The following is a 14,333-nucleotide window of genomic DNA, read 5'->3' on the forward strand; positions in this document are numbered from 1 at the left end:
TACATAGCCGAGAAGCCCAGTGTGGCTCAGGAATTTGCAAAAGCTTTAAAGATCAACGGACAAAGAAGGGATGGTTATCTGGAGTCTGATACTTCTGTAGTGACCTGGTGTGTAGGGCACCTGGTCACTATGAGCTATCCTGAAAAATATGATATGAAATACAAAAGGTGGAGTTTTGATACCCTGCCTTTTTTGCCCCGTGACTTTAAATACGAAGTGATTCCAGGCGTTCAGAAACAGTTTCAGATTGTGAAGGGCCTTTTAAACAGGCCGGATATAGAGACCATCTATGTGTGCACGGACTCCGGGCGGGAGGGAGAATATATCTACCGGCTGGTGGCACAGATGGCTGGTGTAAAAGGAAAAAAAGAAAAAAGAGTTTGGATTGATTCTCAGACAGAAGAAGAAATTATGCGGGGGATCCGTGAAGCAAAGGATATTTCAGAATATAACAATCTTGCAGCTTCTGCTTACCTTCGTGCAAAAGAAGATTATCTGATGGGGATCAATTTTTCGCGTGTACTGACTTTACGTTATGGGAACAGTGTATCTAATTATCTAAGTTCCAAATATCAGGCTATTTCCGTAGGAAGAGTAATGACCTGTGTGCTTGGGATGGTAGTGCGCAGGGAACGGGAGATCCGTTCTTTTGTGAAAACACCATTTTACCGTGTGGTCAGCAGTATTGTACTTGAAGGAGAAAAATTCGAGGGTGAATGGAGGGCAGTAGAAGGCAGCTCTTATTTCCAGTCCCCTGTATTATATAAAGAAAACGGTTTTAAGAAAAAAGAAGATGCCAGACAGCTGATCCAAAGCCTGTCATCTGTGCAGCCTTTGTCCTGTACAGTAGAGAAGGTGGAACGTAAAAAAGAAAATAAGAATCCGCCGCTATTGTTTAACCTGGCAGAGCTGCAGAATGTGTGCTCCAAGCTATTTAAGATCAGCCCTGATGAAACGCTGGCAGTGGTGCAGGAATTATATGAGAAAAAGCTGGTTACCTATCCAAGAACCGATGCCAGGGTACTGTCAACAGCAGTGGCAAAGGTGATCTCTAAGAATATATCCGGGCTGCAGAATTACGGGCCTGCGGCAGATGCTGCAAAAGAAGCTCTTTCTATGGGAACCTGGAAAACCATAGCCAAGACACGATATGTAAATGACAAGCAGATCACAGACCATTATGCCATTATACCTACAGGACAGGGACTTGGCAACTTAAAAGGCCTGTCCCTTACTTCTCAGCGGGTTTATGAGACCATCGTGAGACGTTTTCTGTGCATTTTTTATCCTCCTGCAGTGTATCAGAAGGTTTCCCTTGTGACCAGGATGGGGAATGAATCCTTTTTCTCTTCTTTTAAAGTGCTGGTAAGTGAAGGATACCTGAAGATCGCAGCCAATTCATTTGCAAGGAAGAAGGCTTCTGATACAGAAGGGAAAGCAGCAGAAGGGAAGGCTGAGGAAGACAGTGAAGATGTGGCCTGTGATGCGGCGCTTCTTGGTGCATTGCAGAAGCTGAAGAAAAATGATATACTTTCCGTGGACAGTTTGAATATTAAAGAAGGAGAAACATCCCCTCCTAAAAGATACAATTCAGGATCCATGATCCTTGCCATGGAAAATGCAGGACAGCTTATTGAAGACGAGGAGCTGCGTGCACAGATCAAAGGCAGCGGGATCGGTACAAGTGCTACCAGGGCAGAGATCCTGAAAAAGTTGTTTAATATCAAGTATCTGTCCCTGAACAAGAAAACACAGATGATCACTCCCACACTTTTAGGTGAGATGATCTATGATGTGGTGAATTGTTCCATCCGTCAGCTTCTGAATCCGGAGCTTACAGCAAGCTGGGAAAAGGGACTGACCTATGTGGCAGAGGGATCTATTACAGAGCAGGAATATATGGATAAGCTGGAACATTTTGTACGCATCCGCACCAATCAGGTGGAAGCCAGCAATTATCAGTATGCCCTGCGTCAGTTCTTTGATGCATCTGCACAGTATTATAAAAAGCCTGAGAGAAGTACCAGAAGTGCTTCTTCCGGGAAACAAGGAGGAAAATCATCATGATGAAGGATTTTACCATTTCTAATCTTCTGGATCTGAATGAAACGATTGCAGGAGAATTATTTGAAGGAAAGACTTATCCCTGGGAAGTACTTCCGGAGATAGGAGATTTTATCATAAAGCTGGGAAATACATTAGATCCGGCAGAGTATGAGCATTTGGAGGGGGATATCTGGATCGCCAGATCAGCCCAGGTAGCACCTACTGCCAGCATCCATGGACCTGCTATCATCGGTAAGAACGCAGAAGTGCGCCACTGTGCATTTATCAGAGGCAAGGCGATCGTAGGAGAGGGCTGTGTAGTAGGCAATTCTACAGAGCTTAAGAATGTAGTACTTTTTAATTGTGTGCAGGTACCCCATTATAATTATGTGGGAGATTCTGTGCTTGGCTACAAGTCTCATATGGGAGCTGGTTCTATCTGTTCCAATGTGAAATCCGACAAAAAGCTGGTGATCGTTAAAGACGGTCAGGAACAGGTAGAAACCGGATTTAAGAAGTTTGGCGCAATGCTGGGAGATCATGTGGAAGTAGGCTGCGGTTCTGTGCTGAATCCTGGCTCCGTGATCGGCAGAAATACCAATATTTATCCTCTTTCCTCTGTACGTGGCTGTGTTCCGTCTGACAGCATCTTCAAAAACGGGGAACCGGTTCCTAAAAGAGAAATGTAAAGGATATATAGTGTAGAACATCATACGACGTAGAATATATAACAAAAAAATATGATATAAAAAAACACCACCGGATAACCTAAAAGTTACCTGGTGGTATTTTATTTAGAACTTATCAGATTATCTTGAATTAGAACTTACCAGCCTTAGCAGCCTCCTCAACGGAAACAGCAACAGCAACAGTAGCACCAACCATCGGGTTGTTACCCATACCGATAAGACCCATCATCTCAACGTGAGCCGGTACAGAAGAAGAACCAGCGAACTGAGCGTCAGAGTGCATACGTCCCATAGTATCTGTCATACCGTAGGAAGCAGGACCTGCTGCCATGTTGTCTGGATGAAGTGTACGTCCTGTACCACCGCCGGAAGCAACGGAGAAGTATTTCTTACCCTGCTCGATACATTCTTTCTTGTATGTACCTGCAACTGGATGCTGGAAACGAGTTGGGTTTGTGGAGTTACCAGTGATGGAAACACCAACATTCTCGTGATGCATGATAGCAACACCTTCCTGAACGTCATCTGCACCGTAGCATTTAACAGTAGCACGAAGACCGTTGGAATATGGTTTCTCATAGACGATATTTAATTTAGCTTCTTTGTAATCATATTTTGTCTCAACGAATGTGAAACCGTTGATACGGGAAATGATCTGAGCAGCGTCTTTTCCAAGACCGTTCAGGATAACACGTAATGGTTTCTGACGTACTTTGTTTGCTTTCTCTGCGATACCGATAGCACCCTCAGCAGCTGCGAAGGACTCATGGCCTGCAAGGAAGCAGAAGCACTCTGTCTCTTCCTCAAGAAGCATTTTGCCAAGGTTACCATGGCCAAGACCTACTTTTCTGTGGTCAGCAACAGAACCTGGGATACAGAAAGCCTGAAGGCCTTCTCCGATAGCAGCAGCAGCGTCAGAAGCTTTTCTGCAGCCTTTTTTGATTGCAATGGCAGCACCTACAGTGTATGCCCAGCAAGCGTTCTCAAAGCAGATCGGCTGGATCTTCTTTACCTGATCATATACGTCAAGTCCAGCATCTTTTGTAATTTTCTCAGCTTCTTCGATAGAGCTGATACCATAGCTGTTTAATACAGCATTGATCTGGTCAATTCTTCTTTCATAACTTTCAAATAATGCCATTTTATGTTCGTCTCCTTTCGTTTCCTGATTACTCTTCTCTTGGGTCGATAATCTTAACGGCATCTGCTACACGGCCATACTGACCTTTTGCTTTTTCCCATGCGGTGTTAGGATCATCACCTTTTTTGATGAAGTCGGTCATCTTTCCAAGAGAAACGAACTGATATCCGATTACTTCATTATCCTCGTCAAGAGCGATACCTGTTACATATCCCTCTGCCATCTCGAGGTAACGAACACCTTTTTCTTTTGTAGCATACATAGTACCAACCTGGGAACGAAGACCCTTACCAAGATCCTCAAGTCCGGCACCTACAGCAAGTCCGTCATCAGAGAAAGCACTCTGAGTACGTCCATATACGATCTGGAGGAATAATTCTCTCATTGCGGTGTTGATCGCATCACAGACAAGGTCAGTATTTAAAGCTTCCAGGATAGTTTTGCCCTGAAGGATCTCAGCTGCCATAGCTGCAGAATGAGTCATACCTGAACATCCGATCGTTTCAACAAGAGCTTCCTCGATTACACCATTTTTTACATTCAGGGACAGCTTGCATGCACCCTGCTGCGGAGCACACCAACCTACGCCGTGTGTAAAACCAGAAATATCTTCAATTTTTTTGGAATGAACCCATTTTCCTTCTTCAGGAATTGGAGCAGGCTCATGTTTTGCGCCCTTAGCTACAGGACACATGTTTTCAACTTCCTTAGTGTAAATCATTTTAAGACTCCTTTCAGTATTAGTGAACTTAATGTTGTTAAAAGTCTAACAACTCAGTGTAGCGCTCCTTAAGGGAGTCTCCCATAGCGGAACGCTTTACTGGTGTTATTCTCTCACAAAATGCCCAATTCGTCCAGTCATAATTTGTAAAAAAACATAGAAAAAAAGTAAATGAGCAACAGTCACCGGAAAAATTTTCTTTACTTTTCTGATTTACTTACTATAATGCAATTATCGGATACGTTGCTGGAGGGGAGAGAAATATGGTATACACATGCAGATGAAATTAAGCTGGAACAAGCAAACCTAAGTTAAAGGAGTATAGGATGGAACAGACAAAGCAATTACAGGATTCATTTATGCCGGAAAAGTTCCGGGTTTTAAGCGGCAGTGCACTAAAGGTATTGGCTATGGTGATCATGCTGATCGATCATACAGCCGCATTTCTTCTGGTGAAATCAGCAGCTGCCACCAGGACTCTATTTGTTCTCGGAGGTACGGATATATCGGTTTACAGGATCATGCGGGATGTGGGCAGGGCTGCATTTCCCATATTTTGTTTTCTTCTGGTGGAGGGCTTTATCCATACACACAATCGCTTTAAATATGGAAGAAATCTACTGATCTTTGCCTGTATTTCAGAAATTCCCTGGGATCTGGTACATAAAGGGACATTCTTTGATATGTCTACCCAGAATGTGTTTTTTACACTGTTTTTGGGTTATCTGGCTTTTTGTGCAGTGGATTATTTTAAGGATAACCAGCTGATGCAGCTTATCTGTATGGCCGTGCTTTTTGCTGTATCATGGAACCTGCATGCAGATTACAGCTACAGAGGATACGTATTCCTTCTTATCATGTACTGGCTGAAGGAGAAGAGGGCAGCCCAGGCGGTGATCGGTACAAGCTGGCTGATCTATGAATGGAAAGCATGCTTTGCTTTTCTTTCTATCAATATGTATAACGGGCAGAGAGGATTCATTAAGGGAAAATGGGCAAAATACTTTTTCTATGTTTTTTACCCTGCGCATATCCTGATCCTGTTCCTGATCAGGCGTATGCTTTACCAGATGTAAATTGTCTGTGAAAAAGTTTTCTCTTTTTACGATGAAATATATTGCCGAAACTGATTAAAAATGGTTAAATATAAGTGGATATAAAACAACGAATTATAGTCTGAAATAAAAAAGGAGGAACTGCGTATGTATCCACTGAGGATTGGATTGCCGGGAATGGTTTTACTGGCGATACTGGCATTTAATGGAAAACTGGGATGGCTAAATCGGAGAGCAAAGACAGAAGGATATAATGTGAGAAATACAAGTCTGCTTATTGGCTGGTGGTTTACTGTTTATGCAATAATGGGTGTGATTGTTTATTTGGCAGCCTATTATGATATACCTGCTGCATGCCTATTATGTTTGATACCGCTGGGAATTATGGTTTACGCCACAAGAAGAATTAGCAGCAGTGGATGGCTTAAAGAAAAATGAAAAAGATTTAGCCTGAGACTAGGATGACACAAAAACTTGATAAATTAAAGTAGTATCGTTCGTTAAAATGCAGCAAAGCATATGTTTCTATGTCATGCGAGGCTTTCGTAGATTTCGACTGCGCTAGTTTCTCCAAGATTTGCAGTGTCTGAGCGAAGCGAGTTTTGCAAATCTTGGAGATAATAAGCGCGCGGGAGAAATCCGAAAACGAAGCCCTGATATAGAAACATATCTTTGCTGCATAATAAAATAAGAATCTATAAGATTTGTAAGAACTCTTTTACTGTACCACTTGTGGAAGTTCGGTGAAAGTTCGGCGGTGAAAGCTCCCCCCTCTTTTTATGATGTTTTGATTGACATATATGATGCGCTGCTATAGAATAGATAAAGTTACCGCAAAAAAGCGGATGCGTCAAAATATTCATCAAAACACATTGAGAGGGGGATTTTCATGGAAAAAAATGCCGTGGAAAAAGAAAACAAAATGGGCGTTATGCCTGTTGGAAAATTGCTTGTATCAATGTCTGTCCCGATCATGATCTCCATGCTGGTTCAGGCATTATATAATATTGTAGACAGTATGTTTGTTGCAAAGCTAAATGAGAATGCACTGACAGCTGTTTCGCTGGCCTTTCCTGTACAGAACCTGATGATCGCAGTAGGTACAGGTACCGGTGTAGGTATCAATGCCCTTGTGTCACGGTCTCTGGGCGAGAAGAATACAGAATATGCCAACAGGGCTGCCAATAACGGCATTATCCTTTGCCTGTTAAGTGCATTGACTTTTGCCGTGCTTACCGGAGTCTTCGGACATACATTCTTTGCCGTGCAGACACAGGATCCTCAGATTCTTTCTTATGGAACGGTCTATGTAAGGATCATCGGGATGATGTCTTTTGGACTGTTTATGCAGCTTGTATTTGAAAGGCTGCTGCAGGCAACCGGAAGGACGTTTTATTCCATGCTGACCCAGCTTCTGGGTGCAATCCTGAATATTATTCTGGATCCGATCATGATCTTTGGCCTTTTCGGTTTCCCAAGGATGGAGGTGGCAGGCGCTGCCCTTGCCACTGTAACAGGACAGATTATTGCTGCTATTGTAGGATACTTTGTAAATCATCACATTAATAAGGAACTTCATATTTCCCTAGTGAAATATAAGCTGTCCGCAAATGTTGTAAAAAATATTTACAGTGTTGGATTTCCATCTATTATCATGGCTTCCGTAGGATCTGTTATGACCTTTGGCATGAATAAGATCCTGATGGGATTTTCCTCTACTGCAACGGCAGTATTTGGTGTTTATTTCAAGCTTCAGAGCTTTGTATTTATGCCGGTATTTGGTCTGAATAATGGTATGGTGCCCATCATCTCTTACAATTACGGAGCCAAAAAGCCGGATCGTATCACCAAGACGATTCGGATCAGCGTGGCTATGGGGGTTGGGATCATGCTTCTGGGATTTGCAGTATTCCAGCTGTTCCCTCAGGACCTGCTGAATATATTCAGTGCTTCAGATACTATGCTGGAGATTGGAACCCCTGGCTCTTCGCATTATCAGTTTCAGCTTTTTGCTGGCTGGTTTCAGTGTGGTTTCCTCCTCTGTATACCAGTCCCTGCGCCATGGCTTCTTAAGTCTGGCAGTATCTGTGTTAAGACAGCTGGTAGTGCTTCTTCCGGCGGCCTTTATTCTGGCACGGATAGGCGGGATCAAAGCTACCTGGTGGTCATTCCCTATTGCAGAATTATTTTCCTTTGTGATCTGCGTGCTGTTCCTTAGATATGTTTATAAAGCGGAGATCGATCCGTTGAAGAAATAAAAGAAATAAAAGAAAAGCCAGTTTTCTCCGGAATCACCTGGGGCAAACTGGCTTATTAAATGTCTTATTAATTGTCTTATCCCATATGGATCGTTACCTGGTATTCTTTCTTTCCCTCTTCAAAAGGAATCAGATTGCCGGAAATCTGCTTTCCGTCGATTTCCAGATATTTTACCCCCTTTTCAACATGGTCAGGATTAGAAATAAAAAGATGATATACAGCGCCTCTAAACCTGCGGGTGACAGTGAAATCCCCAAAGTCTGCAGGGATACATGGGTCTACACACAAACCGTCATAGCTTGGCTGTATGCCAAGGATGGCCTGGGAAAGATTTACAAATGTCCAGGCAGCAGTGCCTGTAAGCCAGCTGTTTTTGGCTTCCCCGTGCCGTGGGGCATCCTTTCCTGCAATCATTTGAGAATAAATATAAGGCTCTGTCCTGTGGATCTGGCTGATATCCTCAATATAGGAAGGACAGGTCTTTTTATAGATCTGAAAAGCACGGCTTCCTCTGCCGATCACGGTTTCTGCAATGGAAATCCAAGGATTGTTATGGCAGAAAATACCTGCATTTTCTTTATAACCTGGCGGATAGGAGGAGATTTCCCCAAGATTCAGGTAGTACCTGGTGTAAGCCGGCTGCTGTACCATGATTCCGTATTTGGTATCCAGCCGTTCTTTTACAGAATCCAGTGCTTTTTCTGCCAGGCCTTCCTTTACACCGATCCCTGCCATTACACAGAAACCTTGTGGCTCAATATAGATCTGGCCTTCTTCACATTCATGGGAGCCTATCTTTTGGGATGTTGCGTCATAGGCGCGAAGGAACCAGTCACCATCCCAGCCGGAGGCAAGCACTGCCTGGTACATGGCATCAACTGCATCTTTTGCCTGAAGAGCTTCCTCTGTGCGGCCATATTTTTCACAGATGGTTTGAAATTCCCTGCCGTATTTTACAAACATTCCTGCAATGAAAACTGATTCTGCCACAGGACCTTCGGAAGGACCAGTAGTCTGGAATGGCTCCCCAGGCTCGCTGGAAAAGCAGTTCAGGTTCAGGCAGTCGTTCCAGTCCGCACGGCCGATCAAAGGCAGTTTATGGGGACCTAAGTGGGTACAGGTATAATGGAAGCTGCGAAGCAGATGCTGGAAAAATGGCTCAGCTTTGGAGGGGTCGCAGTCAAAGGCAACCATTTCGTCTAAAATAGAAAAATCACCGGTTTCCTTCAGGTAAGCAGAAGCAGCTGCGATCAGCCATAACGGATCATCGTTAAATCCGCTTCCGATATCCAGATTGCCTTTCTTGGTAAGCGGCTGATACTGGTGGTAGGCACTGCCATCTTCAAATTGAGTGGCAGCAATATCAAGGATACGCTCCCTGGCGCGTTCAGGTACAAGATGGACAAAGCCAAGAAGATCCTGACAGGAATCACGAAAGCCCATGCCTCTTCCTGTACCGGATTCGTAGTAGGAAGCAGAGCGGGAAAGGTTGAAAGTCACCATACACTGGTACTGGTTCCAGATATTTGCCATACGGTTTACATGGGGATCCTGGCTGTTTACTAAAAAGCGGGAGAGCAGATCATCCCAGTAATGGTTCAGATCCTGGAATGCTTTCTGCACCTGTGCGGAAGTATGGTATTTTTCCTGCATGGCAAGGGCTGTGGTCTTGCGGATCACATTTGGCGCTTCCCATTTTTCTTCCTGGGGATTTTCGCAATATCCAAGAAGGAAGATCAGTTCTTTTTCTTCCCCTGGGGCAAGTACAAGATCGATCTGGTGACTGGCGATGGGATACCATCCACTGGCAACAGAACCGGTACATTTTCCCTGCTCTACAGCCAGAGGCCGGTCATTTCCCCGGCGCGCTCCCAGAAATTCATCCCTGCTTGTATCAAAGCCGTCAACTGGTGTATTTACAGAAAAGAAGCTGTAGTGATTTCTACGCTCTCTGTATTCTGTTTTGTGGTAAATAGCGCTTCCCTGGATCTCTACTTCACCAATACTTAAATTACGCTGGAAATTGGTCATATCATCTACTGCATTCCACAGACAAAATTCTACATAGGAAAAAAGGGAAAGCTTTTTGGCAGAAGCGGATTGGTTTTTTAAGGTAAGTACATTGATCTCGCAAGGAGTGTCTACAGGCACAAAAGCCAGAAGATCAGCAGAAAGCTGGTTTTTGACTCCATGGAAACGGCTGTAGCCAAGACCGTGTCTGCATTGGTATTCGTCCGGAGGGGTATCTGGTGGGCATTGTGCCAGGATTCCAGATCACATCCCCTTCTTTTATGTAATAGTATTTTCCGTTGGAATCTGCCGGAAGATTATTGTAGCGGTAACGGGTAAGCCGGAGCAGCTTTGCATCTTTATAAAAGCTGTAACCACCGCAGGTATTGGAGATGAGGCTGAAAAAGCCCTGAGATCCCCGGATGAATTGATCCATGGAAGAGGAGTGTCCGGGGTTGTAATCACATACTCCTTTTTTTCGTCGTCAAAGAAACCGAATTTCATTGGAAATCCTCCCTTGTCAAAGATTAGAGCCTGACATGATGTTATGCCTATAATCATGCTTGGAGCTCTGAAAAAAGTATATGCGAAAACGAATGAGTTCTGATAATTCAATAGAAATAAAAGAAACATTCAGAAAACAATATGAAAAAATATAAATATAAAGAAGTTATTCCTATAAATAAGATGGAATAATTATCTTAGCTTTACTATATCTGAGAGAATGTAAAAAAGCAAGGGATTTTTACGAAAAGGTTTCGTGAAAAATGAATACATCTTTGTTGATTATGAAAAAAAAAACTGAAAATATGATTTTGTGAAATAGAGAGAGAAAGGAAGCAAAAAGCATAAAAAATAGCAAAAAATGCTTGATATTTTGTGCATAAGGTAATATAGTGAAGATGCGAAAACGATTTAGGAAAACAAAGAAAGTAAAGAGGCAACAGGGCTTATGGTATCGATGAAGGAAATCGCAAAGAAATGTAATGTTTCTGTAGCGACAGTCAGCAAAGCTTTAAATGATTATCCGGACATCGGGGAAGAGACAAAAGCACTGATCCAGAAAACCGCAGAAGATCTTCGGGTATCTGCCAAATTCATCTGCAAGGGCACTGAAAACAAAAAGAAGCTACAATCTGGGCGTGCTTTTTGTGGATCGGGCTGACAGCGGACTGACACATGCTTATTTTAATCATGTGCTGGAAAGCTTCAAAAGTACAGCAGAGAGCAAGGGATATGATATTACCTTTACCAGCGGAAATGTTTCGGGAAAAAAGATGAGCTATTATGAGCATTGCAGATACCGGGGCGTGGACGGGGTGGTAATGGCCTGTGTGGATTTTTACAGTGAGGAGGTGCAGGAACTTTTAAGATCAGAAGTGCCAGTTGTTACTATTGACCATGTGCGTGACGGCAGGATCTCTGTTTTATCCAACAATGTACAGGGAATGGAGGAACTTCTGGAATATATCTTTTCCCAGGGTCACCGGAAGATTGCGTACATTTATGGAGATGACACTTCGGTTACGAAGAAGCGTCTCAGCAGCTTTTACCGGATGATGCAAAGAGAAGGGATCCAGGTTCCGGACGAATATGTCAGGCCGGCACGTTACCTGGACGCAGACCTGTCTGCAAGGCAGACCAGGGAGCTGTTGGAGCTTAAGGATCCACCTACCTGTATCCTTTATCCAGATGATCTTTCAGCAGTTGGAGGGTTTAATGAGATACGGGAAAGAGATCTGAAGATTCCAGAGGATATTTCCATTGCAGGCTATGATGGGAATAACATAGCCAGGATCATGGAACCAAAGCTTACCACACTGTGTCAGGATACCAGTGCCATTGGAAGGATCGCTGCAGAGAAGCTGGTGGAGCTGATCGAACAGCCAAAGACAGCACTGATCCGGTCCTATACAGTGGATGGAACTTTATTTCAGGGCAGATCGGTAAAAAAGCTGGGGTGATTTTTACAGTAGTCATGTAATGAAAAAGAAGTACCAAAATGAATGTAAATAATAAAAGGATTATATATTAAGGAGGTAGCAAAAATGAAGAGAAAGCTTATGAGTGTTTTACTTACCGCTGCAATGGTTGGAGGACTTTCCGTATATGCAGTACCGGTAATGGCTGAAGATGACCAGGAACCGGACAACACAGTTACCGGTGATTCCGCAGCTGATGATGCATTCGTAGTGTGGGGCTGGAATGATGACATTAAAAATATTCTGGATGGTCCGTTTAAAGAGGCATATCCGGATGATTATAAGAGAATCGTATTTGTAAATACAGGTGGATCTGATTATTATCAGGGCAAACTGGATCCTGTACTGGATGACCCTTCTAATGAATTATATCCGGATCTTATGGGACTGGAAGTTGATTATGTTCAGAAATATGTAAACAGTGACTGGGTAAAATCAGTTGCAGACCTGGGCATTACAGAAGACGATTACAAGAACATGTACCAGTATGATCTTGATCTTGGTACAGATGCAGACGGTAATGTACGTGCACTGTTCTGGCAGGCAACACCAGGATGCTTCCAGGTACGTGCAGATCTGGCAGAAAAATATCTTGGAACTACAGATCCGGCTGAGCTGGCAGAGAAATTCAAAGATCTTGATACTATTATCGCAACAGCAGAAGAAGTTAAGGAAGCATCCGGTGGAAAGTGCAAACTGTTCTCCGGTTATGATGAGATCAAACGTATGCTTACAAATTCCAGAACTGTAGGCTTCTATGATGAGAATGATGTGATCACTTTGGATGACAATATCACCACTTATCTTGAAACAGCAAAGAAGATGTATGACGAAGAGCTTACCTTTAATACAGATCAGTGGAATGCTGACTGGTATGCAAACATGGACGGGGATGGCGAGAGCAGCAATGCAGCCATTGCTTATATGGGATGCCCATGGTTTACTTACTGGTGCTTAAGCGATACATGGAAAAACAATACGATCCTTGTTCCAACAGCAAATAAATGCTACTGGGGCGGCACTGGACTGGCTGCAACAACAGAGTGTGCTGATACAGAACTGGCTGGCAAGATCATGAAATTCTTTACCTGTGATACAGATGGAATGGTAGCCATCAATGCACTGAATTCTGATTATGTAAATAACACAGAAGCAATCAATAAGATCATTGAAAGCGGCGCTTCCGCAGACGGAAATGGTTATCTGTATGCTGATGCAGGACAGAACTTTATGGAATTCTTCCTTCCTCTGGCAGATGGACTGGATGCTTCTACCGTAACAGCAGAAGATCAGCAGATCCTTTCTCTTCTGGATACCCAGACAAAGGCTTATGCAACTGGTGAGAAAGATCTTGATACCGCAATTTCAGATCTGAAAGCATCAATCCATGATACCTTCTCTTACCTGAGCGTAGAATAATGATGAAACCAGGCTGACAACAGCTGCCTGTATGGATACTGCCTCTTCATTTACGAAGGGGCAGTACCTTTCATAGGAGGTATTTATGAATAAGAAGAAAAAGAAAAAAATTAATTACGGAAGATACGGATATTATTTTATTGCCCCATTTTTTATTACTTACCTGATCTTTCAACTGTGGCCGCTGATAAATACTTTCTATTACAGCACCCTTTCTTATTATAAGAGAAATGGCAGGCAGTTTGTGGATTTTGCAGGCATTCAGAATTTTCTGAATGTGCTTGGGTTAAGTGCAGGAGAGCGTCCTTATGTACTGAGCTATCTGAAAAATACATTGGTAATGTGGGGCTGCAACTTTGTTCCACAGATCCTTGTTTCTCTTTTACTGGCTGTATGGCTTACGGATACAAAGGTTAAGGTGAAAGGGACAGGGGCAGTGAAAGTGATCGTTTATCTTCCAAGTATTATCACTGCAGCTTCTGTATCTGTATTGTTTAAGGCTATGTTTTCCCAGTATGGACCCATTACCCAGTCTTTGAAAAACTGGGGCATCCTTGGGAAAAACTTTGATTTTATGTCCAGCGTGGCAGGAAGCCGCGGACTGATTTCCACGATCTTGTGGTGGATGTGGTTTGGAAATACCACCCTGCTTCTGATATCAGGAGTGCTGGGAATTGATCCAGGACTGTTTGAAGCGGCAGATATTGACGGAGCTACCGGATTTAAGAAGTTTCGGTTCATTACCCTTCCTCTGTTAAAGCCGATCATGCTGTATACCCTGGTTAATATATATTGAGGGGAGGTGGCGTCGTCGTCGGGCGCGTGCGTGGATGGTGGTGTGTGGGTGGCGTGGCATCTCATAGCGTGTGTGTGTGTGTGTGTGTGTAGGTAGCTAGCATATATATAATGTGTGTGTGTGTGTGGATGAGGGGGGGGCGGGGTGACGTGGTGGTAGGTGACGTCATCGTGACGGGTGGCGTCGTAGTAGTAGTAGTAGTAGGTGAGTGGTGG

8 protein-coding genes and 3 pseudogenes are annotated in these 14,333 nt (G+C 43.5%); 8 read left to right on the forward strand and 3 right to left on the reverse strand.

Going from position 1 to position 14,333, the window contains the following annotated elements; genetic code table 11:
* The coding region (locus tag R1Y93_RS09080; RefSeq protein ID WP_500822563.1) for a DNA topoisomerase at window positions 1-2,067 on the forward strand (2,067 nt) is incomplete at its 5' end.
* The gene (locus R1Y93_RS09085; RefSeq protein ID WP_500822564.1) at window positions 2,064-2,735 is read left to right on the forward strand and encodes an LbetaH domain-containing protein; all 672 of its coding nucleotides are present in this window, start codon (window positions 2,064-2,066) and stop codon (window positions 2,733-2,735) included. The genes R1Y93_RS09080 and R1Y93_RS09085, both read left to right, overlap by 4 nt.
* 130 nt (window positions 2,736-2,865) lie before the next feature.
* Here R1Y93_RS09085 and R1Y93_RS09090 read toward each other — a convergent pair whose 3' ends face one another.
* Together R1Y93_RS09090 and R1Y93_RS09095 are read right to left on the reverse strand one after the other, a co-directional pair.
* On the reverse strand, window positions 2,866-3,876 hold the full coding sequence (locus R1Y93_RS09090; RefSeq protein ID WP_500822565.1) for a GGGtGRT protein: 1,011 nt from the start codon (window positions 3,874-3,876) through the stop codon (window positions 2,866-2,868).
* A 28-nt stretch (window positions 3,877-3,904) separates the two neighbouring features.
* Entirely contained in the window at window positions 3,905-4,597 is a 693-nt protein-coding gene (locus R1Y93_RS09095) for an iron-sulfur cluster assembly scaffold protein (protein WP_158420276.1), read from the reverse strand.
* 326 nt (window positions 4,598-4,923) lie between these two features.
* Between R1Y93_RS09095 and R1Y93_RS09100 the strand changes: the two genes are divergently transcribed.
* The 3 genes and pseudogenes from R1Y93_RS09100 to R1Y93_RS09110 all read left to right on the forward strand — a co-directional run bounded on the left by R1Y93_RS09100 (window position 4,924) and on the right by R1Y93_RS09110 (window position 7,910).
* On the forward strand, window positions 4,924-5,673 hold the full coding sequence (locus R1Y93_RS09100) for a TraX family protein (protein ID WP_500822566.1): 750 nt from the start codon (window positions 4,924-4,926) through the stop codon (window positions 5,671-5,673).
* Window positions 5,674-5,799: 126 nt separating this feature from the next.
* Entirely contained in the window at window positions 5,800-6,090 is a 291-nt protein-coding gene (locus R1Y93_RS09105) for a hypothetical protein (RefSeq protein ID WP_500822567.1), read from the forward strand.
* A gap of 451 nt (window positions 6,091-6,541) precedes the next feature.
* A pseudogene (locus R1Y93_RS09110) lies at window positions 6,542-7,910 on the forward strand (MATE family efflux transporter).
* 76 nt (window positions 7,911-7,986) lie between these two features.
* Here the strand turns inward: R1Y93_RS09110 and R1Y93_RS09115 are convergent.
* Window positions 7,987-10,425: pseudogene (locus tag R1Y93_RS09115) on the reverse strand (glycoside hydrolase family 94 protein).
* Window positions 10,426-10,873: 448 nt separating this feature from the next.
* Here R1Y93_RS09115 and R1Y93_RS09120 point away from each other — a divergent pair.
* The 3 genes and pseudogenes from R1Y93_RS09120 to R1Y93_RS09130 all read left to right on the forward strand — a co-directional run bounded on the left by R1Y93_RS09120 (window position 10,874) and on the right by R1Y93_RS09130 (window position 14,118).
* Window positions 10,874-11,885: pseudogene (locus tag R1Y93_RS09120) on the forward strand (LacI family DNA-binding transcriptional regulator).
* An 84-nt stretch (window positions 11,886-11,969) separates the two neighbouring features.
* Window positions 11,970-13,322 (forward strand): hypothetical protein, encoded by a 1,353-nt coding sequence (locus tag R1Y93_RS09125; RefSeq protein WP_173726642.1) that lies wholly within the window; start codon window positions 11,970-11,972, stop codon window positions 13,320-13,322.
* An 85-nt stretch (window positions 13,323-13,407) separates the two neighbouring features.
* Complete coding sequence (locus tag R1Y93_RS09130; RefSeq protein ID WP_500822568.1) at window positions 13,408-14,118, forward strand: carbohydrate ABC transporter permease; 711 nt, start codon at window positions 13,408-13,410, stop codon at window positions 14,116-14,118.
* The last annotated feature ends 215 nt before the right edge of the window (window positions 14,119-14,333 follow it).

The sequence above is a fragment of the Blautia sp. HA3515 genome (genome assembly GCF_059933065.1).

What these genes read in the sequence shown, in the direction of transcription:
- R1Y93_RS09085 (WP_500822564.1), top strand. Translation starts at nt 2,064, where the DNA reads ATGATGAAGGATTTTACCATTTCTAATCTTCTGGATCTGAATGAAACG.
- R1Y93_RS09090 (WP_500822565.1), bottom strand. Translation starts at nt 3,876, where the DNA reads ATGGCATTATTTGAAAGTTATGAAAGAAGAATTGACCAGATCAATGCT.
- R1Y93_RS09095 (WP_158420276.1), bottom strand. Translation starts at nt 4,597, where the DNA reads ATGATTTACACTAAGGAAGTTGAAAACATGTGTCCTGTAGCTAAGGGC.
- R1Y93_RS09100 (WP_500822566.1), top strand. Translation starts at nt 4,924, where the DNA reads ATGGAACAGACAAAGCAATTACAGGATTCATTTATGCCGGAAAAGTTC.
- R1Y93_RS09105 (WP_500822567.1), top strand. Translation starts at nt 5,800, where the DNA reads ATGTATCCACTGAGGATTGGATTGCCGGGAATGGTTTTACTGGCGATA.
- R1Y93_RS09125 (WP_173726642.1), top strand. Translation starts at nt 11,970, where the DNA reads ATGAAGAGAAAGCTTATGAGTGTTTTACTTACCGCTGCAATGGTTGGA.
- R1Y93_RS09130 (WP_500822568.1), top strand. Translation starts at nt 13,408, where the DNA reads ATGAATAAGAAGAAAAAGAAAAAAATTAATTACGGAAGATACGGATAT.